Below are 20990 nucleotides of genomic sequence, written 5' to 3' on the forward strand. Positions count from 1 at the left end.
TCGGCGTCTCCCCCATGCTGATACCGCTCACTCTAAGGGCCAGGGCGGGTAAAAGTCTTGCGCATAAATGCCATCCCCCCGGGGCAGCGCGGCCTCAAAGCCCGCCCGAGCCGTGATCCGGGCGTACCAGTCTGCCAGCGCCGGATGGTCTTGCAGCGCGACGAAATGCTGCGCCATGTAGACCGCCTGCCCCACAGAGATATCCGCCGCCGAAAACCCCGAGGTCAGCAGATGATCGCGGTTTTCGATGGGCGTGGAGAGCCGCGCCTCGATGGCATCAAAGCACTTTCTGACCCGCGCAGCTTCGAGCTTCATCACAATCGGGCTGCGCATGTGGTCCTCGAAAAGGGCGACATGCTGCTGGGTCAGGGCGGCCGTGTGCTGGCTGAGGGTTTCGGCGAAATGCACCCAGACCAGCCAGGTCATCCGGTCAGGCGTCCCCGGGCCGCGGCCCAACCCGTCTGGGCTGAAGCGTTCGCAGAGGTATTCCGTGATGGCACCGGTCTCGAACATCCGCTCGCCCTCGATCTCAAGCGCGGGCACGCGCCCGGCAGGCGACAGCGACAGGAACTCCGGGCTGCGCAGGGTGCGGTCAAACGGGTAGCTGCGCAGCTGAAACGGCACCTCCAGCTCGTTGAGCAACCACAGCGTCCGCATGGACCGCGTCTGCGGGCAGTGGTGGAGGGTTATCATGCGGTGTCCTCCTCCGGATCCTGTTCCAGCCGGATCAAGGGTGCCCCGGCGGCGACCTGATCCCCTTCGGCGGCCAGAACCTCCGCCACAACCCCGTCGCGGGCCGCCAGCAGCGCGTGCTCCATCTTCATCGCCTCCAGGAGCACCAGCCGGTCACCTTTGCCGACGGCCTGCCCCTTTTGCGCCGCCACCCGTTTTATCAGCCCCGGCATCGGCGCCTCGATGAGCGTTTTGTCCGCCGTCTGATCTGCCGCCACCGCCAGCGGGTTGATCCGGTCAAAGATCAGACCGTAGGCGTCAAAGACGGTGGCCTGATCGCCGTCAATGCAGACATCGGCTATCGCCCGGCCCGCGATGCGCCAGACGCCCGCAACACGCTCTGCGCGCACGGTGATATCCGCAACCTTCCACGCCTGATGGTCCGGGTTGAGCACCGCCACGCTGAGCGTCAGGGCGTCATCTGCGTGGCGCAACTCGATCCGCTGAACGAGCGGGTCCCAGAGCGTAAACCCTGCCAGATCATGCGGTCTGTCGAGCCCCAGAAAGGCCATCGCCGCCGTAACCCAGTGACGTGGCTCTGCCGGAGGTGGGGCGGTCAGGCTGTCGATGTCGCGCGCGATCAGGCCCGTGTCCACCTGCCCGGCAGCAAATCCCTCATGGGCCGCAAGCTGACCCAGAAAGGCCAGATTGGTCACGCTGCCGGCAATCTGGCAGCCCGCAAGCGCCTGCCGCAACCGCGACAGGGCGACGGCGCGGGATGGGCCGTGGGTGATGAGTTTGGCGATCATGGGATCGTAGAACGGGCTGATCGCGTCACCGCTGCGCACGCCGCTGTCCGCACGGATATCGGCGGGAAAAGCGACGTGACCCAGAGTGCCGGTGGCGGGCAGGAACCCGGCGGGCACATCCTCGGCGTAGAGCCGCGCTTCGAAGGCATGCCCGTTGATGGACAGTTGCTCCTGCGCGGTCGGAAGACCTTCGCCTGCGGCCACCCGCAACTGCCACGCCACGAGATCGATGCCCGTGATCGCTTCGGTGACAGGGTGTTCGACCTGCAGGCGCGTATTCATCTCCATGAAATAGAACCCGTCGGGGTGGAGCCCTTGGGCGGTGTCGACGATGAACTCCACCGTGCCCGCGCCCTTGTAGCCGATGGCTTCGGCCGCGCGGACGGCGGCGACCCCCATCGCGTCTCGAACCTGCGATGTCATGCCCGGCGCCGGAGCTTCCTCGATCACCTTTTGGTGACGCCGCTGCAGCGAGCAGTCGCGCTCATAGAGGTGTATCGCCTTTTCGCCATCGCCAAAGATCTGCACCTCGATATGGCGTGGCTGCATGATGTATTTCTCGATCAGCACATCCGCGTTGCCAAAGGCGGTCTGTGCCTCGGCGCGGGCGGCGTGAAGGGCGTCCGGAAATTCCGCCGCTGCCGCCACCAGACGCATCCCCTTTCCACCCCCGCCCGCAACCGCTTTGATGAGCACCGGGTAGCCGATCCTGCCCGCTTCCGCCGCCAGCAGCGCGTCGTCCTGATCCGAGCCGTGATAGCCGGGCACCACGGGCACCCCCGCCTTGACCATCAGGACCTTTGCAGCGTCTTTCAGACCCATCGCCCGGATCGCTGCGGCAGAGGGGCCGACAAAGACCAGGTCGGCGGCCTCAACCGCCTCCACGAAGGCCGGATTCTCGCTGAGAAAGCCGTAGCCGGGGTGAATTGCCTGCGCGCCGGTGTCAAGGGCCGCCTGAACGATCACATCGCCGCGCAGATAGCTTTCGGCGGGTGCAGGCCCACCGATGTGTACCGAGATATCCGCCATCGCCACGTGTTTCGCCCCAACATCCGCGTCGGAATGGACCGCCACACACCGCACGCCCATGGCTTGTGCTGTCTCGATCACCCGGCAGGCAATCTCGCCCCGGTTGGCTATCAGAATCGTGTCAAACATATCTCACCACCATGAGCCCGAGGTTCCGTCCATCAGATGTTGCTGCACATAGCGTGGCAGCGGCCAGGCGTCGTAGTCCACCCCGGTCAACCGCCCCGGCGGCTGGCCGCGCCAGGCATGGCGATAGAGATCCATATGCAGGGTGATCTCGATCTGGCCGAGAGCCTCGTCGACCTTTGTCCTGGTTTCCTGAATGCCGTCTTCGAGCTTTTGCGCATCGGTCTTGCGCCGCATCCACCCTGCGGGCAGGATCTGGCTCAGCACCTTGCTGCCCGCAGAAAGCGCCACCAGCAGCACGAGATTCGACATAACACCCGGCAAGGTGGGGGCGGCAATGTCGCGGAAAAAGCCCGGCAACCCGCCAAACCAGCCGGTCTTGACCTCTTTCTGCGCGGCAAGCTCGGCGCGGGCCATCTCGAATTCCTGCGCAAAGCTGATGCGGAACTGTCGCGCAAAGGCCCGCCGGTTGAAATCCGACCGCCCGGCCCAAAGCCGCAGCTTGGGCCGCACGAACCAGCCCTGGCGCGATTGCTCCACGAAATCTTCGAAATCGAAGATGAAGAAGTAGTCTTCGACATCCGGACTGTTGTGAATCACGTAGACAGGCAGTTCCACCTCGCGCCCCAGAGACGGTAACTTGAGCCCGCTGACGCTGCCCGTGATCCGATCGGTGATCGACCTGATGCCTTTCACGGGGCCTCTCCGAAATCCTCGATCACCTCGAAACGCTCCCAGATCAATTTCATATCGGGGGCAAAAATGCCCTGCCGCATGAAATAGCGCTTGTGGCCCGTGCGCCATCCCTGCAGCGTCTCATCCTCGCCTTCCGCAAGAGCCATCTCTGCGGTCATTGTCTCCCAGGTCGTCGCGCGCAGCTCAACCGTGCGGGTCGCCAGGGCGGGCGTGCCATCCCAGTGCAGAGAAATATCGGTCCGCCCCACAACCGGCATCGCTTCTTTTCCATCCTCAAAGTCAGCGATTGCCCCGCATGTCGCGCGTTTCGCTCCCGACCGCACCAGCGCCAGCAGCTCGTTGCACAAGGCTTCTGTATCCCCGAACGTATAGGTTTCGGCATCGGAAAATTTCAATCTCGCCTCCCGAAGGGTTATCATCGCGCTGACCTGCGTTTTGCGTTGCGGCGCGATGACGGCAACGCGCGGTAGGGGCTACATGCGGAATACGCCAAAACGGGTCTCCTCAATCGGGGCGTTCAATGCTGCGGAAAGCGACAGGCTCAGCACATCGCGCGATTTACGCGGATCGATGATACCGTCATCCCAGAGCCGTGCGGAAGCATATAGCGGGTGGCTCTGCGCTTCGAACATCTCGATGGTGGGTTGCTTGAAGGCGGCTTCCTCCTCGGCCGACCAGCTCTCGCCCGCCCGCTCCAGGGCGTCTCGCCTGACGGTTGCCAGAACACCAGCCGCCTGCGCGCCGCCCATGACCGAAATGCGGCTGTTGGGCCAGGTCCATAGGAAACGGGGCGAGTAAGCCCGCCCGGCCATACCGTAGTTCCCGGCGCCGAACGACCCGCCGACCAGCATGGTCACCTTGGGTACATTGGTGCAGGCCACCGCGGTCACCATCTTGGCCCCATGGCGCGCGATACCCTCGTTCTCATACTGCCGGCCCACCATGAAGCCGGTGATATTTTGCAGAAAGACCAGCGGAATGCCCCTTTGGCTGCATAATTCCACGAAATGCGCGCCTTTCTGGGCGGCCTCCGAAAAGAGCACACCGTTGTTGGCGATGATGCCGATCGGACAGCCCTTGAGATGCGCAAACCCGGTGACCAGCGTCTCGCCAAAGCGCGCCTTGAATTCGTCAAACCGCGAGCCATCCACAAGACGTGCGATCACCTCCCGGATGTCATAGGGCGTGCGCAGGTCGGCAGGCACCACGCCCAGCAGTTCCTCGGGGTCATAGGCCGGGTCCTCGGGGGTCGCCCAGTCCAGCGTCTCACCGGGCCGGCGGTTGAGCGCGCCGACCGCGTCGCGCGCCAAGGCCAAGGCATGGCTGTCATCCTCTGCCAGGTAGTCCGCAACGCCGCTGAGGCGCGTGTGCACGTCGCCGCCGCCCAAATCTTCGGCACTGACCACCTCGCCGGTGGCGGCCTTGACCAAAGGCGGCCCTGCCAGAAAGATGGTCCCCTGATCCTTGACGATGATCGTCACATCCGACATCGCGGGCACATAGGCCCCCCCGGCGGTACAAGAGCCCATGACCACGGCAATCTGCGCAATGCCTGCCGCACTCATCCGCGCCTGATTGTAAAAGATGCGGCCAAAGTGATCCCGGTCGGGGAACACCTCATCCTGGTTGGGCAGGTTCGCGCCGCCACTGTCGACAAGGTAGACGCAGGGCAAATGATTCTCCTGCGCGATCTCCTGCGCGCGCAGATGCTTTTTCACACTCATCGGATAATAGGTGCCCCCCTTCACGGTGGCATCATTGCACAGCACCATGACCTCGCGGCCCTGCACGCGCCCGATCCCGGCGATCACACCCGCAGCCGGCGCCGCGCCCGCGTAGAGCCCATGTGCCGCGGTCGCCCCGATCTCCAGAAACGGGCTGCCGGGATCCAGGAGCCCCGCCACCCGATCACGCGGCAGCATCTTGCCCCGGCTGAGATGGCGCGCCCGCGCCTTTTCGCCCCCCCCGGTGGCAGCGGCCCGCGCCACGGCGGTGATCTCTTCGAGCGCCTGCAGATGGGCTGCGCGGTTGGCCTTGTAGGCATCCGATCCGATCACGGCCTGCGACGTCAGTTTCATCTCACTATCCTTGCCGTTTCTTGGCGGTTCTCATGTCTGCGGCGCCTCCGGTGGGACCGCAGACGGGCTGAGGTGCAAAAGTCGCCCCATCCGGTCCACCGGGTAGTCGATCCGCTCCGCGCTGCGGGTCACGCAGCTCACGACAATCCAGACGGCGGCATCCTGCCCCGGCTGCGCGGAACAATCCGTCGGGCGTGCCTCCGGACCCTGCGTCTCAAGGTACCGTACGGTGTAGGCATCGATCACATCCGTCTCGGTGATGGTCGCAGCAATCCAACCCAGACGAAAGCCCCAGGCCGCCAGCACCACCATCAGCGCCCCCAACGGCATGAACCAAAGCCACCGCGGCATTATTTCGCGCCGGTTTGGGGCAAAAACACAAATTTCTGCGAAGTCGATTGACCCATGTCAAAGACCCCCTGCCGCCGGTCTGTCAGAACCGTGTTGCTTAATGTGAAAAGGCAAGAAAGAGACATGAAACATACTGTTAAAGCCCTCCTGTTGACCAGCGCGCTTGCGCTCGCGGCAGGCCCTGCCCTTGCGCAATCTCAAGGCGACTGGACGTTCGGGGTCGGCTTCGGCAACGTCGATCCGAAATCCGACAATGGCACCATCGCTGGCGGCGAGGCCAGCATCAACGACAACACCCGCCCGATTTTTACCGCAGAGTATTTCATCCGCGACAACCTGGGGATCGAACTGCTGGTCGCCACGCCGTTCGAGCATGATATCTCGATCGAGGGAATTGGCGATGCGGGCAGCACCAAACACCTGCCGCCCACCCTGTCGCTGAACTACCATTTCCCGACCAATACGGCGTGGAAACCCTATGTCGGTGCGGGCATCAACTATACCACCTTTTTCGAGGAGGACTCCGACCTCGGTGAACTGTCTTTGGATGATTCCATCGGTGTTTCGGTGCAAGCCGGTCTGGACTACCAGATCAGCGATACCGGAGCACTCCGCTTCAACGTGCGCTGGTTCGACATCGACAGTGACGTCGAGCTTGACGGGACCAAGATCGGTGAGGCCGAGATTGACCCGATCCTGATCGGCGTGGCCTACGTGCATCGCTTCTAAGTCGCGCGCGTAAGCGCCAAACCGCTTGCCTGATCCGGGGGCTACCATCGGGTCAGGCCATTGCCGCCATCAGCTCGCGGCCGACCAGCATCCGCCTGATTTCGGATGTACCGGCGCCGATTTCCATCAGCTTTGCATCCCGAAACAGCCGTGCCACGGGTGCGTCGCTCAGAAACCCGGCCCCCCCCATCGCCTGAACCGCCTGATGCGCCTGTTTCATCGCCTCCTCGGAGGCATAGAGACAACAGGCCGCCGCATCCTGCCGCGTGACATCCCCGCGATCGCAGGCCTTGGCCACCTCGTACACATAGGCGCGTGCCGAATTCATCGCGGTATACATATCGGCGATCTTGCCCTGCATCAGTTGGAAACTGCCGATGGGCTCACCGAACTGCCTGCGCTCCGCAAGATAGGGCATGATCGCATCCAGACAGGCCGCCATGATCCCCGTACCAATCCCCGCCAGCACAACCCGTTCGTAATCGAGGCCCGACATCAGCACCGCGACGCCGCGCCCTTCCTCGCCCAACACGTTCTCGAAGGGCACTTCCACATCCTCAAAGATCAGCTCCGCCGTGTTCGATCCCCGCATCCCCAACTTGTCAAAATGTGGTGAGGTGGAAAATCCAACCATGTCTTTTTCAATGATGAAAGCGGTGATCCCTTTGGAGCCCGCCTCCGGATCCGTCTTGGCATAAACCACCAGCGTGGTGGCATCCGGGCCGTTGGTGATCCAATACTTGTTGCCGTTGAGCCGGTAATGGTCGTTGCGCTTCTCGGCCCGCAGCTTCATCGAGACGACATCAGAACCAGCGCCCGCCTCCGACATGGCCAGCGCGCCCACATGAGCCCCCGAAATCAACCCCGGCAGGTACTTTTGCTTTTGCGCCTGCGTGCCGTTCAGTTTGATCTGATTGACACAGAGGTTCGAATGCGCGCCATAGGACAGCGACACCGACGCGCTGGCGCGGGCGATCTCTTCTATCGCCACCGTATGCGCCAGATAGGACATGCCCGCCCCACCATACTCTGTCTCAACGGTAATCCCCAAAAGGCCAAGCTCTCCCATCTCGGTCCATAACGCGGCCGGGAACTCGTTCTTTGTATCTATCTCTGCGGCCATCGGGGCCACACGCGCCTGCGCCCAACGGTGCACCATGTCGCGCAGGGCGTTTACGTCCTCCCCCAGATCGAAGGTCATCGTGGCGCTGAACATGAAAACTCCTCTTCGGCAGGTGACCGGACCAGATTTATTGAACAAGCGTTCATATCCTAACCCCCAAGCATGATCCCGGTCAAGCAGAGCGGCGGCGGCCTTTTGGGCCAGCGGCCCAAACATCACAATAGAATGCGCGCGGCCCCGCCGCGCGCGCCGCCGGATCACGCAGCCCTCTGGAACGCCGCACTGACTTCCGCGCGAATGATCCGCGCAATCAGGTCACAGTCTTCCAGCGAGAAGGTCAGCGGCACCCGCATGTCCACAACCCCTGCCAGCACGCGATCCGACTTTGGCATTGGCGGGGTGTCGGCATACCGCCAACTATCATACCGGCTGGTGAACGCCACAGGCTCCGCCGCGCCGAACCACTTCAACTCCACCCCGAGCGCGCCGCACCGCCGGACAACCTCCTGGACCGCATCACCAGGCCAGTCGAGCAGCAGGAACTGGATCGAAGACCCCACCATCGTCTCTTGCGGCGGGCGCTCGATCACCGTCAGGCCAGGCGTGTCCCGCAGGCCCGCCTCAAGCCGCAGATAGCGCTCGTTCCAGCGCGCGCATTGCGTCTCGAGATCCGCAATCTGAGGCCGCAAGATCGCGGCCCGCAGGTTGTCCATCCGGCCCGAGATATTCGGGGTCTCATAACGGATGGTGGCAAAGGCTTCCGGCGGCGGGGCGGCCAGATGCCGCTCGTAAAGCATATAGCTCCCCGACAGCATCACCGCGCGGGCGGCCAGCGCCACGTCGTCGGTCACCAAGAAACCGCCTTCGCCCGAATTGACGTGTTTGTAGGTCTGGCAGGAATAGCACCCCACCACCCCATGCCGCCCGGAGGGCACACCGTTCCACGCAGCCCCCATGGTATGGGCGCAATCTTCAATCACCTGCACGCCCGCCGCATCACAGATCGACATCAGCCGGTCCATGTCGCAGATATGCCCGCGCATGTGGCTCAGCAACAGCATCCGCGCTTGTCCGATCTTGGCCTGCAGGTCCTCAAGGTCGATGGTCAGGTCCTCGGTCACCCCGACAAACACCGGCTCCGCCCCCACCGAGGCAATCGCCCCCGGTACCGGTGCCAGCGTAAACGCGTTGGAGAGCACCTTGTCGCCCGGCTTGACGCCCAGCGCCCGCAAGGCCGTTCCCATCGCATACCCACCGGAGGCGACAGCGAGGCAGTATTTCGCCCCAACGCAAGCTGCAAACTCCTGCTCCAGCTGTGCTGTTTCGCTGATCTCGTCTGCGACCGTATTGTATCGGTGCAACCGGCCATGCCGCAGGACCGCCAAAGCCGCTTCGATCCCGGCCTCCGGGATCGGTTCCTGTTGGGTAAAACTGCCTTCAAAGACCTCGGTCATCGCGCACCCTCCGTTTCCGTCAACATTGGGGTCAGGTACCGCAAGCGTCAAGCCAGCAGGTGATCTACAAGATCAGGCAAATCTTCGTAGCGCTGCAGCAAGGCTTCCGGCTGCAGGACCGCCATATCGCCGCCCGCAGGCCCGAAAGTCACCAGCACGCTGGGCACACCTGCGGCCCGCGCGGTATTGCGGTCGGTGTCGGAATCGCCAATCAGCGTGCAGCGTTTCGGGTCACCCCCCGCCCGCCGCGCCGCCTCAAAAAGAGGCGCGGGGTCGGGCTTGCGCACCGGCAGCGTGTCAGCCCCCACCAGCGAGGCAAAGGCGGCGCGCACACCAAGCCGTTGCAACAGCACCTCCGCCAGCGCTTCGGGCTTGTTGGTGCAGATGCCCACACCGTAGCCTTTCCCTTTCAGCCTCTCGATCGCCGCCATCGCGCCGGGATAAAGCACAGTATACCTGTCAATCTCCTGACCATAAGCCTCGAGCAGAACCGGGTAATACCGATCGATCTCCGGGTCTTGCTCGGTGCGCCCAAGGCGTGTCATCCCCAGCTTGAGCATCGCCCGCCCGCCGCGCAAGGCCGTGCCCTGATCCCGCGCCGGGTCCAGCATGTCCCCGGCCCCCATCTGGCGAAAGCACTGGTTGGCCGCCGCAATCAGATCGCCACTGGTGTCCGCAAGCGTTCCATCCAAATCGAAGATAACCGTTTTCATACTGCCTCAAAGGCTCCCATATTCAGCAAAAGACCGCTGCGGTTTGTTGCAACCCGCAACCTTCTTTGATCCACCGCGCCTTGCGCCGCCCGTGTAAGCGGATAAACAGACCTGCAACAGAACACAAAGAGATTTCGCATGAACATCGCCCTGGTCATCCTGGCTGCCGGCAAAGGCACCCGGATGAATTCCGACCTGCCCAAAGTGCTGCACCCGCTGGCCGGTGCCCCGCTCCTGGTGCATGCCATGCAGACTGGCCGCAGCCTGGCCCCCGCAGCGACCGTCGTGGTTGCAGGCCACGGCGCGGACCGCGTGCGCGCCGCCGCGCTGTCCTATGACGCCACCACAACAATCATCGACCAAGAAGAGCAATTGGGCACAGGCCATGCCGCCCTGCAGGCGCGCGCGCCGCTCAAGGTGTTTGACGGCACGGTGATTGTACTGTTTGGCGACACGCCCTTTGTGCGCCCCGAAACCCTTGCCGCCATGATCGAGGCCCGCGGCACCCATGATCTGGTTGTGCTCGGCTTTGAGGCGGCCGATCCGGGCCGCTATGGACGGTTGATACTGGAAGGAGAGGCGCTGACCCGCATCGTCGAATTCAAAGACGCCTCGGAAGCGGAACGTGCGATCACGCTCTGCAACAGCGGCGTGCTGGCCTGCGACGCCACACTGCTCTTTGACTTGCTGGGCGGGCTTGGCAATGACAACGCGGCCGGCGAATACTACCTCACCGACATCGTGGCCCTGGCCCGGACCCGCGCTTTGACAGCCACGGTCGTGCGCTGCGATGAAGCCGAAACACTGGGCATCAACACCCGCGCAGAACTGGCGGGCGCGGAGGCCGCCTTTCAGACCCGCGCCCGCCTCGAAGCCTTCGAAGACGGTGTCACCATGCCCGCCCCGGACACGGTACATTTCGCTTTCGATACAGTAATCGGACGCGACACCTTCATTGAACCAAACGTGGTTTTCGGCCCCGGTGTCACGGTCGAATCCGGCGCAACGATCCGGGCCTTCTCACATCTCGAAGGCTGCCATGTGGCCCAGGGCAGCATCGTCGGCCCCTATGCGCGCCTGCGTCCGGGCACCGAGTTGAACGAGAACGTGCGGGTGGGCAATTTTGTCGAGGTCAAGAACGCCCGCGTCGGCCCCGGCACAAAGATCAACCACCTCAGCTACATCGGCGATGCCACGCTGGGTGCCCAGACCAACGTGGGCGCAGGCACCATCACCTGCAACTACGACGGCGTGATGAAACATCATACCCATATCGGCGATGAGGTCTTTATCGGCTCAAACACGATGCTGGTGGCCCCGGTGCAGGTGGGTGATCGCGCCATGACGGGCAGCGGGTCGGTCATCACGTCGGATGTGGAACCCGAGGCGCTGGCCCTGTCGCGCGCGCCACAGATCGAAAAACCGGGTATGGCAACAAAGCTTTTCAGTATCCTAAAGGCTAAAAAAGCCCAACAGCAAAGAGGCAGCTAGATATGTGTGGAATTGTCGGGGTCCTGAGCAACCACGAGGCGTCCCCCATCCTTGTTGAGGCGCTCAAACGTCTCGAATACCGCGGTTACGACAGCGCCGGGATTGCAACGGTCAATGCAGGCGTACTGGACCGCCGCCGCGCCGTGGGCAAGCTTGTGAACCTGTCGGACTTGCTGGTGCATGAGCCGCTGCCTGGCAAAGCCGGCATCGGCCATACCCGCTGGGCGACCCATGGCGCGCCCAGCGTGACGAATGCCCACCCGCATCAGGCTGGACCTGTCGCCGTGGTGCACAACGGCATCATCGAAAACTTTCGCGAGCTGCGCGAGGAACTGGCAAGCCATGGCATCCAGTTTGTCACCGAAACAGACACCGAAACCGTGGCGCTGCTGGCGCAGCACTACATGCAGAACGGGACCCGCCCGCAAGAGGCCGCCTTCAAGGCGCTCGACCGCTTGCGCGGGGCTTTTGCGCTGGCGTTTCTGTTTTCGGGCCACGACGATCTGATTGTCGCGGCGCGCCGCGGATCGCCCCTGGCCATCGGGCATGGCGACGGAGAGATGTACGTGGGCTCGGATGCCATCGCGCTGGCCCCCCTGACCAACCAGATCAGCTATCTGGAGGAAGGCGACCGCGCCGTGGTGACCCGGCACAGCCTTGAGATCTGGGACGCCGACGGCACGCCCGTGACCCGCGTCAAAAAGACCATCGAGGTGGATGGCGCGCGGATCGACAAGGCCGGTCACAAGCATTTCATGGCCAAGGAAATCGCGGAACAGCCCGGTGTGATCGCGCGTGCGCTGGGGCATTACCTCTCCGAGGACGGTCAGATCACCCTGCCCGGGCCCGGTATCGACTTTACCGCTGTGGATCGGCTGACGATGGTGGCCTGCGGGACCGCCTATTACGCCTGCCTGACGGCCAAATACTGGTTCGAACAGATCGCGCGCATGCCTGTCGAGGTCGATGTCGCCTCTGAGTTCCGCTACCGCGAGCCCCCCGTTCCGACCCGCACGGCCGCTCTTTTTGTCAGCCAGTCTGGCGAGACCGCCGATACGCTGGCCGCCCTGCGGTACTGCACCGGCAAGGCCGATCAGATCCTGTCGGTGATCAATGCCCCCGAAAGCTCCATCGCGCGCGAAAGTGATGCGGTTCTGCCGATCCATGCGGGTGTGGAGGTCGGGGTCGCCTCCACCAAGGCTTTCACCTGTCAGCTCACGGTGCTTTTTATTCTCGCTCTGAAAGCGGCACAGGACCGGGGCGAAATCACCACCAACCGGCGCGCGGATCTTGTGGCCTGCCTGCGCGGCCTGCCCAATATCATCAGCACCGCCCTGGGGGGCAACGCCGAGATGCAGCAAACCGCCCTGCGGCTGTCGGAGGCGCGCGATGTGCTCTTCCTTGGACGCGGGCTGATGTATCCCATCGCCCTTGAAGGCGCTTTGAAGCTAAAAGAAATCAGCTATATACATGCCGAAGCTTATGCAGCAGGAGAACTGAAGCACGGACCCATCGCCCTGATTGACAAGCAGGTACCTGTGGTCGTCATGGCGCCCCGCGATGCGCTTTTTGAAAAGACCCTTAGCAACATGCAGGAAGTGATGGCCCGTGAGGGTCGTGTCATCCTGGTGTCGGACGCCAAAGGTATCAGGGAATTCGGTGAGGGCGCATATGCCACGCTTGAGATGCCGCAGATTGATGACTTGCTGACACCGATCCTCTACGCAATCCCGGCGCAGCTTCTGGCCTATCACACGGCGGTCGCCAAAGGCACCGACGTGGACCAGCCGCGCAATCTGGCCAAATCCGTGACGGTGGAGTGACCCATGGCCACACAATATGACGTTTTGACCCCGACCCTGAGCGGTTTTATTGAAAATCAGCACATCTTTTTCACGGCAACAGCCGGACCCGAAGGGCGCGTCAACCTCTCCCCCAAGGGGATGGACAGCCTGCGCATTCTGAGCCCGAACAGGATCATCTGGCGCAACCTGACCGGATCGGGCAACGAGACCGCAGGCCATCTGGCGCAGATCAACCGGATCACGCTGATGTGGTGCGGCTTTGAGGTCAAACCGCTGATCCTGCGGGTTTACGGAAGCGCTGCCACCCTGCACCCCCGCGATGCGGATTTTGACGCGTTGAACGCCCTCTTCCCGGTTTCGGATGGAGCCCGGCAGATTTACGATGTCGCCATCGAGATGGTGCAAACCAGCTGCGGCTATGCCGTCCCCTTCATGGAGTATGCGGGCGAGCGCGACGTGCTGACCACCTGGACCGAAAACAAAGGCCCCGAAGGCATTGCAGACTATTGGGCGACCAAGAATCAGCAAACCATCGATGGTGCGCCGACCTTTGTTCTCGAAGAGCCCGGCGACTAGCATATCGGGATCAGACCGGTATGCGCGTTATCTGCTTGCCGTGGAGCAGCCACATGATTACCTATTAACCTATGAATGCACCGCTGATTGATCCGTTCGCCCGCGCCATTACCTATCTGCGCGTTTCCGTGACAGACCGTTGCGATTTCCGCTGCGTCTATTGCATGTCTGAAAACATGACCTTTCTGCCCAAGAAAGAACTGCTGACGCTGGAGGAGCTGGACCGCATGTGCTCCACCTTTGTGGGGCTCGGGGTTGAAAAGCTGCGCATCACCGGCGGCGAGCCTCTGGTGCGCAAGGGCATCCTGACCTTCTTTCAGAGCATGTCGCGCCATCTGGATGCAGGCACGCTGAAAGAGCTGACGCTGACCACCAATGGCAGCCAGCTCGAACGCTTTGCGCAGGATCTCTACGCGGCGGGGGTGCGGCGGGTGAATGTCTCGCTGGACACGCTGGACGAGACGAAGTTTGCCGATATCACCCGCTGGGGCCGCCTGCCGCAGGTGCTGCGCGGGATCGACGCGGCCCAGGACGCCGGGCTGCGGGTCAAGATCAATGCCGTGGCGCTGAAAGGTTTTAACGAAGCGGAGCTGCCCGACATCACCGAGTGGTGCGCCAGCCGTGACATCGACCTGACCTGGATCGAAGTCATGCCGATGGGCGACATCGGCAATGAAGACCGGCTGGGCCAGTACTGGTCGCTCAAGGATGTCCGCGCGCGCTACGCCGAGCATTACACCGTCACCGATCTTGCCGAACGCTCCGGCGGACCTGCGCGCTATGTGCGGCTCGAAGAGACCGGGCAGAAGATCGGGTTTATCACCCCGCTCAGCCATAACTTCTGCGAAAGCTGCAACCGCGTGCGCCTGACCTGCACCGGTGAACTTTTCATGTGCCTTGGACAGGAAGATGCGGCGGATCTGCGGGCGCCCTTGCGCGCACACCCCGACGATGATGCCCCCCTGCAAGACGCCATCCGCGCGGCCATTGCACGCAAACCCAAGGGCCACGACTTTGATTATTCCCGCCAGCGTCTCGATGGGCAGATGCCCCGCCACATGAGCCATACGGGCGGCTAACACGCGCTATGCGCCCGCCCCTTCTCTATCACATCTATGTGGCCGCGACCGGGCTGCTGGTGCCTTTCTTTGCCTGGTTTGAGACCCGCAAGCTACGTGCGGCCGGGGTGCCCATCGTGCGGGCCCATGAAAAACTGGGGCATGCCACGGCGGCACGTCAAGGCACCGGCCCGCTGGTGTGGTTTCACGCCGCCTCGGTCGGTGAAAGCATGTCGGTGCTTTCCGTCATCACCAAGATGGGCGAACTCGTGCCGCGGGCGCGGTTTTTGATAACTTCGGGCACCGCGACCTCTGCCCAGATGGTCGCGGACCGCCTGCCGCCCCGCACCGTGCACCAGTTCGCGCCGCTGGATGCACCGGGGCCTGTGACAAGGTTTATCAAGCACTGGCGGCCGGACGCGGCGGTCTTTGTCGAAAGCGAGCTTTGGCCGCAGATGCTGCGCCGGACCAAACAGACCGGGGCCCGGATGGTGCTGGTCAATGCGCGTCTCAGCGCAACCTCGCGGCGCGCCTGGCAACGACGCCCCAAGACGGCGGCCTATGTGCTGGGCACCTTCGATCTGATCCTCACCCAGAACGATGAGATGGCACAGGCGATGGTGAACATGCATGCGCCGGCGGACCGCGTCGCCCGCGGCATCAACCTCAAATCGCTCGCCAACCCGCTGGCCCAGGACCCCGCCGTTCTGGCGCAGGTGCGGACATCGCTGCAGGGCCGACCGGTCTGGATTGCCGCCTCCACCCACGCGGGCGAGGAAGAGATTATCCTGCGCGCCCATGCCAAACTGATGGAGACGACCCCCGATCTGCTGCTCCTGCTGGCGCCGCGCCATCCCGACCGCAGCGCCGAGATTGCAAAACTGATCGAGCAGCAGGGGCTAAGCTGTGCCGTCCGCTCCAAGGGCGCACTGCCCGGACAGGAAGCGGTGTATCTGGCGGACACCTTGGGAGAGTTGGGCAATTGGTACGCGCTCTCAAAGATCATCTTTCTCGGCGGATCTCTCAAACCTATCGGCGGGCACAACCCGTTTGAGGTGGCATTGGCCGGCGCAGGTGTCCTCTCAGGTCCTGAAGTCTTTAATTTCTCGGAGACCTACACAGAAATGCAAGAGGCCGGCGCGGTCCGGCTGGTGCAGGATGACACGAGCCTGCAGGCAACCGTCGCGGGACTGTTGCAGGACCCCGGCACGCTGGAGACCATGGCGCGCGCCGCCCGCGATTTTGTGCGCGGCAAATCTGCCCAACTCACGGTCATCGCCGAACGTCTGGTGCGGGCCCTGCATCTGGAGGACCGCCCCCGATGACAACCCCGGCCGCACTCCCCGCCCTGCGCGAGATCGAGGTGATTGCCCCGAATTTCAAACGTCGCCACTCCGGCGTGACCTCGACGGTGCTGCGTCTGGTCCCGCTGCAGGCGCGCGATATCGCGATTGTCGCCAGCGGCCCCGATCTGCCGCCGGAGGTGCCAAATCTGCCCCCCGCCCGCCTGCTGTTTCTGCCGCGCCGGGGCCCGAAGGGGCCACGGGTCTGGCATGCGCGACGCAATGTGGAAATGGTGGCGGGACTGGCGCTCAGATCTCTGGCGCGCAAGGATTTGAAGCTGCTCTTTACCTCTGCCGCGCAGCGGCGGCACACCGGCTTCACCCGCTGGCTGATCCGGCAGATGGACGCGGTGATCGCAACGTCTGCCAAATCCGCAAGCTATCTGGAACGGGGGGCGACCGTGATCCATCACGGCGTGGATTGTGTGCAGTTCAGCCCCGTGCAAGACCGCGCTGCCTTGAGAAAGACACTTGATTTGCCGGTTGAGGGGCCGCTGGTCGGCTGCTTTGGCCGGATCCGGCACCAAAAAGGCAACGATCTCTTTGTCAAAGCGATGATCCGCGTCTTTCGAGACCTGCCCGATGGCAAGGCTCTGGTGATGGGGCGTGCCACCGACGAGCACAGGGGGTTTTTGCAAGCTCTGAAGGATGAGGTAACCGCCGCAGGTCTCAAGGACCGGATCCTGTTTCGCGACGAGGTGCCGATTGCGCAGCTTGCCGTCCATTTCCAGGCGCTTGATCTTTATATTGCGCCGCAACGCTGGGAGGGGTTTGGCCTAACCCCGTTGGAGGCCATGGCCTGTGGTGCCCCGGTTGTCGCCACCAAAGTCGGCGCGTTTGAGGAGTTGGTTGTGGAGGATGAGACGGGGTACCTTGTGGAGATCGAAGATCTGGAAGCCTTAACGGCAGCCGCACGCCGACTGCTGTCCGACGCCGAGCAGCGTGCGGCCTTTGGGCAGGCCGCCCGCACCCATGTCGAACAGAATTTCTCTCTCAAAAAAGAGGCAGCCTCTATTATCTCTATATACCAGAGACTTCTGGGTGCATCTTAAAGCTGTATATCAAGCAGCCGGCATGCGCTGTTCGACAATCTCCGCCCACCAGCTACAGCCCGCCGGGATCGCTTCATCATCGAAGTTGTATTTGGGATGGTGCAGAGCCGCACTGGGGCCATTGCCCATCAGAATATAGGCGCCGGGCCGTTCTTCGAGCATGAAAGAGAAATCCTCGCCCCCCATGACCAGATCGGCGGGGGCGCAATCGCCCGACACCGTTCTGGCGACGGATGCAGCAAAATCCGTCTGCACCTCGTGGTTCACCGTGACCGGGTAGTTGCGCATGTAATTGAGCTTTGCCACCGCACCAAAACTCTCAGCGACGCCTTCGACCAGTTTTGTCATCCGGGCTTCGGCCATGTCGCGCATCTCGGCGCTCATGGTGCGCACGGTGCCTTTCATCAGAACTTTCTGCGGGATCACGTTGAAGGCCTGTGACGAGGTCTCGAACCCTGTTACCGACACCACCACCTGATCCACGGGGTCTGCATTCCGGCTGGCAATCGTTTGCAGCGCCAGGACGATATGGCTGGCCACAACGGTGCTGTCGATCGTCTCATTCGGCTTGGCGGCATGCCCCCCCTTGCCCTCAACCTCGATCTCGAAAAGATCGGTTGCGGCAAAGAAGGCACCGGGGCGGATGGCAAACTGCCCCACCTCAAGGCCGGGCCAGTTGTGCATGCCGTAAACCTCCTGAATGCCGAAGCGGTCCATCATGCCGTCCTCGCACATCTCGCGCCCGCCGCCGCCGCCTTCTTCGGCGGGTTGGAAAATCACCACCACCCGACCGTCAAAGTTGCGCGTCTCGCACAGGTATTTGGCGGCCCCCAGCAGCATCGCCGTGTGGCCATCATGACCGCAGGCATGCATCTGGCCGGGTGTTTTCGAGGCATAGGCCACCCCGGTCTCTTCGGGGATCGGCAGCGCATCCATATCCGCACGCAGTCCCACGACCTTGCCCGAGGTATCGCTTTTGCCTTTGATGACCCCGATAACACCTGTCCGCCCGATCCCGGTTACCACCTCATCACAGCCAAAGGCGCTCAGCTTTTCAGCGACAATCCCGGATGTCCGATGGGTGTCGAACAGGACCTCGGGATGGGCATGCAAGTCCTGACGCCATGCGGCGATTTCAGGCTGAAGCTCGGCAAAACGGTTTTTGATCGGCATAGAAACTGGTCTCCTGAGGGTCTTTATCGGTGCTGCGGCAGCAAAGTTGGATGCAGCTGATGACGGTGGTCTATGGAAGGCCCGTTGCGGGGGGCGATGCAGCCACCCAAATGGTCATGATATCATAGGGCACACAACCTCAGGCGCAAGGCACCTGCGCTGTCACAACGCAGGACCAAGTGTGACCGGGCTGCCATCCGAAAACCGGTTCAGGCGAAAGCGCGACAGATCGTGCCCCGGTGCCTGCCCCGTCGCCAGATCTGCCAGAATGCGGCCGATCGCCGGGCCGATGCCAAAGCCATGACCGCTCATGCCGGTCCCGATGGTGAGCCCCGGCAGGGCCGCCACACGGTCCACCACAGGCACAAGATCGGGCATCGTGTCGATCATGCCCGCCCAGGCGCTGATGAAGTCGAAAGGCGGCAAACCGGGGAAGAGCGCTGAAAAAATGCTTTTCAGCTCCTGAAGCTTACGTGCATTCGGGGTGGGGTCGAGCACCCGCATGGTCTCGAACGGGCTTTGCATGTCGCCGTCCCAGCGCCGCGGTGTGGACCAGGCGTCCGGGTATCCTTTTGGCGCGCGCGGGAAAAACCGCGTCTTGAAGGGATCCGCCCGCAGTTGGGTGAGATACTTTGGCAGAGCCCTGAACGCGCTGGGGCCGACAAAGAGCTCGTGAAAGCCGCCCGGCGCGAGCGAATATCCGCCGTCCATGCGCGCGCGAAACGCAATCCGGTCGTCCGCCGCCCCGCCGGAATAGACCACCGGCAAGGGCGTGGTGGCAGCCACCGTTGCCCGCACCGAGAGTTGCGGCAGCCTGATGCTCTGGTTGGCCAGAAAGAGCGAGGACCACGCCCCGCCTGCCAGGACAACCTCTGACGTGGCAACCCGGCCTTGTTCGGTCACAACCCCGGTCACATACCCTGCCCCGACATCCAGACAGCGCACGGCGCAGTTTTCCACGATCTGCGCGCCTTCGCGGGCGGCGATCCCGGCCAGTGCGGGCACCGCAACCCAGGGCTCGGCGCGCATGTCCGAGGCGGTATGAAGCGCGCCCGCGTAAGTGCGCGACAGGCCAGGGATCAGATCGGCGGTCTCTGCCGCTGTCAAAAGCCGCGTCTCAATTCCGAGATCCTCGGCATGGGGCAACCAAGCCGCATAACGCTCGAGAGCGGCCTGATCCGGGGCCAGATAGGTCACACCGCCCTGGGTCAGCCCGATATCCACATTCGTCTGCCCCGCCAGTTCTCGCCAAAGCGTATTGGCCTCCTTCATGATCGGCAATTCGTCCGGGTCACGGCCCTGCTGGCGGATCCAGCCCCAGTTGCGGCTCGATTGTTCGGCCGCGATGCGCCCCTTTTCCAGCAAGACCGTGCGATGCCCGGCGCGCGCCAGAAACAAGGCGGTCGAGACCCCGATGACCCCGCCGCCGATGACCACAACGTCGGCACGGTCGGGCAAGGGTGCAGCAAAGGTGATCGGGCTGGTCGTCGAGATCGGAAAATCAGGCATCCCGACCGCCCTGCACCCGCAGCCGGTCAAGGCAGGGGATCAAGCGCATAGCCGTGCCACCAAGCGCTGCATAAAGCCATGCCCGGCCTCGAACTGGGCCTTGCTGATGTATTCATTGGGCTGGTGGGCCTGGGCGATATCGCCGGGGCCACAAATTACCGCGGAATACCCCGCCTCCTGGAACTGCCCCGCCTCTGTGGCGTAGCTGACCACGTGAACAGCGTTGTCGCCGGTCAGGCTGCGGACCAGCGCCTCTGCCGCGCCCTCGACTTCGGGGGCCAGCGCGGGGACATCAAAACGCTCGCTGATCTCGATCCGTGTCTCGGGGACAACCGCCTGCATCAGCGCCTGCACCTGCGCCACTTTTTCGCGGTAACGCGCCTCCCACTCTGCTTTTTCTTCGCCGGGCACAACGCGGAAATCCATCGCAAAGCGGCAGTCCTTGGCGGTGATGTTGTGGGCTGTGCCGCCTTCGATCACGCCCACATGCGCGGTCGTGTAGGGCGGGTCAAAGGCCGCTGCCAGCGGCCCCGGCGGGGCCGAGCGGTTGGCCGCATTGACCTCATTGGCCCAGTCGATCAGCTTGGCACCGTACATGATCGCATTCACCCCGCGATCCAAAAGCGAGCTATGCACCTCGAACCCGCGCACATGGGTGTCGAACCCGGTGCCGCCCTTGTGCCCGGACACCGCCTGCATCATCGAGGGCTCGCCCACGATGACAGCCGCGCCCTTGGGCAGAACCGGTTGCATTGCCGCGATCATGGGTGGCGCGCCGGTGCAGCCGATCTCTTCGTCAAAGCTCAGCGCGATTTGCAACGGACGGCTGAGACCGCTGTACTTTGCCTCAACCAGCGCCCAGATCGCCAGCGCGTCAAACCCCTTCATATCGCAGGTGCCGCGCCCATAGTATTTGCCGTTCCTTTCGGTGACTTCAAAAGGATCACTGTCCCAGGGTTGGCCGTCCACCGGCACGACGTCCGTATGGCCCGACAGAACAATCGCTCCCTCTTCCCAAGGGCCGACATGGGCAAAGAGCGCGGCTTTCGGCTGGTCGGGATGCAGATGGCGATGTGCTGTGATCCCGTGGCTGGCCAGATACGCCTCCACCCAATCGATCAGCGGCAGATTGGTGTCCCGGCTGACGGTCGGAAAGGCCACAAGGTGCCGCATGATCTCCAGCGGCGGCAGACGCCCGGTCAT

General features: G+C 63.1%; 19 protein-coding genes. 7 read left to right on the forward strand and 12 right to left on the reverse strand.

Annotation, left to right across the window (positions count from 1 at the left end):
• Positions 1–27: 27 nt before the first annotated feature.
• From H7847_RS15210 to H7847_RS15235, 6 genes are all read right to left on the reverse strand, one after another.
• On the reverse strand, positions 28–693 hold the full coding sequence (locus H7847_RS15210; protein WP_227270332.1) for a glutathione S-transferase family protein: 666 nt from the start codon (positions 691–693) through the stop codon (positions 28–30).
• Positions 690–2639, reverse strand: coding sequence for an ATP-binding protein (locus H7847_RS15215; RefSeq protein WP_227270333.1), 1950 nt, complete (start codon positions 2637–2639; stop codon positions 690–692). Before H7847_RS15215 ends, H7847_RS15210 begins: the two co-directional genes overlap by 4 nt.
• A 3-nt stretch (positions 2640–2642) precedes the next feature.
• Positions 2643–3332 (reverse strand): hypothetical protein, encoded by a 690-nt coding sequence (locus H7847_RS15220; protein WP_227270334.1) that lies wholly within the window; start codon positions 3330–3332, stop codon positions 2643–2645.
• Entirely contained in the window at positions 3329–3727 is a 399-nt protein-coding gene (locus H7847_RS15225) for an ASCH domain-containing protein (protein WP_227270335.1), read from the reverse strand. The genes H7847_RS15220 and H7847_RS15225 overlap by 4 nt, the downstream gene beginning before the upstream one ends.
• A 78-nt stretch (positions 3728–3805) precedes the next feature.
• Positions 3806–5410: a carboxyl transferase domain-containing protein gene (locus H7847_RS15230; protein WP_227270336.1), complete on the reverse strand. Its 1605-nt coding sequence runs from the start codon at positions 5408–5410 to the stop codon at positions 3806–3808.
• 30 nt (positions 5411–5440) lie between these two features.
• Entirely contained in the window at positions 5441–5761 is a 321-nt protein-coding gene (locus tag H7847_RS15235) for a hypothetical protein (protein WP_227270337.1), read from the reverse strand.
• Positions 5762–5884: 123 nt separating this feature from the next.
• On the opposite strand from H7847_RS15235, the gene H7847_RS15240 reads away from it, so the two are divergent.
• A complete protein-coding gene (locus tag H7847_RS15240; RefSeq protein WP_227270338.1) occupies positions 5885–6490 on the forward strand; it encodes an OmpW/AlkL family protein in 606 nt (201 codons plus the stop codon).
• Between the two features lie 52 nt (positions 6491–6542).
• Here the strand turns inward: H7847_RS15240 and H7847_RS15245 are convergent, their stop codons facing one another.
• From H7847_RS15245 to H7847_RS15255, 3 genes are all read right to left on the reverse strand, one after another.
• Positions 6543–7706 carry an acyl-CoA dehydrogenase family protein gene (locus H7847_RS15245; protein ID WP_227270339.1) on the reverse strand — a complete coding sequence of 388 codons (1164 nt, stop codon included), beginning with the start codon at positions 7704–7706 and terminating at the stop codon, positions 6543–6545.
• A gap of 164 nt (positions 7707–7870) precedes the next feature.
• Entirely contained in the window at positions 7871–9067 is a 1197-nt protein-coding gene (locus H7847_RS15250; protein ID WP_227270340.1) for a DegT/DnrJ/EryC1/StrS family aminotransferase, read from the reverse strand.
• Positions 9068–9114: 47 nt separating this feature from the next.
• On the reverse strand, positions 9115–9780 hold the full coding sequence (locus H7847_RS15255) for an HAD-IA family hydrolase (RefSeq protein WP_227270341.1): 666 nt from the start codon (positions 9778–9780) through the stop codon (positions 9115–9117).
• 138 nt (positions 9781–9918) lie between these two features.
• On the opposite strand from H7847_RS15255, the gene glmU reads away from it, so the two are divergent.
• From glmU to H7847_RS15285, 6 genes are all read left to right on the forward strand, one after another.
• Entirely contained in the window at positions 9919–11271 is a 1353-nt protein-coding gene (glmU, locus tag H7847_RS15260; protein ID WP_227270342.1) for a bifunctional UDP-N-acetylglucosamine diphosphorylase/glucosamine-1-phosphate N-acetyltransferase GlmU, read from the forward strand.
• A gap of 2 nt (positions 11272–11273) precedes the next feature.
• Complete coding sequence (glmS, locus tag H7847_RS15265; RefSeq protein WP_227270343.1) at positions 11274–13094, forward strand: glutamine--fructose-6-phosphate transaminase (isomerizing); 1821 nt, start codon at positions 11274–11276, stop codon at positions 13092–13094.
• A 3-nt stretch (positions 13095–13097) separates the two neighbouring features.
• Positions 13098–13652 carry a pyridoxamine 5'-phosphate oxidase family protein gene (locus H7847_RS15270; RefSeq protein WP_227270344.1) on the forward strand — a complete coding sequence of 185 codons (555 nt, stop codon included), beginning with the start codon at positions 13098–13100 and terminating at the stop codon, positions 13650–13652.
• A 71-nt stretch (positions 13653–13723) separates the two neighbouring features.
• The gene (gene moaA, locus H7847_RS15275; protein ID WP_227270345.1) at positions 13724–14731 is read left to right on the forward strand and encodes a GTP 3',8-cyclase MoaA; all 1008 of its coding nucleotides are present in this window, start codon (positions 13724–13726) and stop codon (positions 14729–14731) included.
• A gap of 8 nt (positions 14732–14739) precedes the next feature.
• The gene (locus H7847_RS15280; protein WP_227270346.1) at positions 14740–16035 is read left to right on the forward strand and encodes a 3-deoxy-D-manno-octulosonic acid transferase; all 1296 of its coding nucleotides are present in this window, start codon (positions 14740–14742) and stop codon (positions 16033–16035) included.
• Positions 16032–17105: a glycosyltransferase family 4 protein gene (locus H7847_RS15285; RefSeq protein ID WP_227270347.1), complete on the forward strand. Its 1074-nt coding sequence runs from the start codon at positions 16032–16034 to the stop codon at positions 17103–17105. The genes H7847_RS15280 and H7847_RS15285 overlap by 4 nt, the downstream gene beginning before the upstream one ends.
• Before the next feature lie 9 nt (positions 17106–17114).
• On the opposite strand, the gene H7847_RS15290 is transcribed toward H7847_RS15285, so the two are convergent.
• The 3 genes from H7847_RS15290 to argE all read right to left on the reverse strand — a co-directional run bounded on the left by H7847_RS15290 (position 17115) and on the right by argE (position 20990).
• Complete coding sequence (locus tag H7847_RS15290) at positions 17115–18278, reverse strand: M20 aminoacylase family protein (RefSeq protein ID WP_227270348.1); 1164 nt, start codon at positions 18276–18278, stop codon at positions 17115–17117.
• A gap of 162 nt (positions 18279–18440) precedes the next feature.
• Entirely contained in the window at positions 18441–19787 is a 1347-nt protein-coding gene (locus tag H7847_RS15295; protein WP_227270349.1) for an NAD(P)/FAD-dependent oxidoreductase, read from the reverse strand.
• 39 nt (positions 19788–19826) lie between these two features.
• On the reverse strand, positions 19827–20990 hold the full coding sequence (argE, locus tag H7847_RS15300) for an acetylornithine deacetylase (RefSeq protein ID WP_227270350.1): 1164 nt from the start codon (positions 20988–20990) through the stop codon (positions 19827–19829).

This window comes from Roseobacter weihaiensis (assembly GCF_020622345.1).
In the GTDB taxonomy this organism is placed as follows: Bacteria; Pseudomonadota; Alphaproteobacteria; order Rhodobacterales; family Rhodobacteraceae; genus Roseobacter; species Roseobacter weihaiensis.